This is a genomic window from Lysobacter antibioticus HS124, assembly GCF_000336385.2.
Classification (GTDB): Bacteria; Pseudomonadota; Gammaproteobacteria; order Xanthomonadales; family Xanthomonadaceae; genus Lysobacter; species Lysobacter firmicutimachus.
The window spans coordinates 1-614 of the sequence record NZ_HG424606.1 but is presented as its reverse complement, the minus strand read 5'-3'; the positions used below and the strand labels follow the sequence as shown (position 1 = coordinate 614).

The 614-nt window shown below is 68.9% G+C and carries 1 protein-coding gene; it reads right to left on the bottom strand.

All coding sequences use genetic code 11. The features are described from left to right. Nucleotides 1-614 (bottom strand): isopeptide-forming domain-containing fimbrial protein (locus tag TX83_RS21510; RefSeq protein ID WP_186442680.1); only part of this gene is annotated, 614 nt, incomplete at both ends.

Below are 614 nucleotides of genomic sequence, written 5' to 3'. Positions count from 1 at the left end.
CAGCGAGCCGTCGACGAAGCTGAAGCCGGCCGGCGGCGTATCGACCAGGGTCGCGTCGATCGCGTCGACGGTGCCGGTGTTCTCGACCGAGACCGTGTAGCGCACCAGATCGCCGATCTTCACGTCGCGCGGCGAGGCCTGCTTGATCACCCGCAGGCTCTGCAACACCACCACCGGAGTGCTGGTGATGCAGCTGCCCTGGCAGGTCGGGTTGTCCGAGCCGCTGCCGACGACGGCGTTGTCCACCGTCTCCGACGCCTGCGCATTGACCCGCGCGGTGTAGGTCACCGTGTAGGTGCCCGGCGCCGTGCCGGCCGGCAACGTGCACACCAGCGGATTGGCCCCGTTGCAGGCGTAGCCGGCCGAACCGGTCACCGCGACGAAGTCCAGGCCCGTGCCGAGGGTGTCGGTCAGGGTCAGGACATTGCGCGTCGGCGCGTTGCCCACGGTGGTGGTCAGCGCGTAGGTGATCGTATCTCCCTGGACCACCGAAGCGGTCGTACTGGCCGACTTCGCGTAGCCAACCACCGGCGGCTCTACCGGCGTCACCACGCACGCGTTCGACGGACAGGTCGGGTCCGGATCGCCCGTGCGCTTGGTCAGGTTGCGGACAT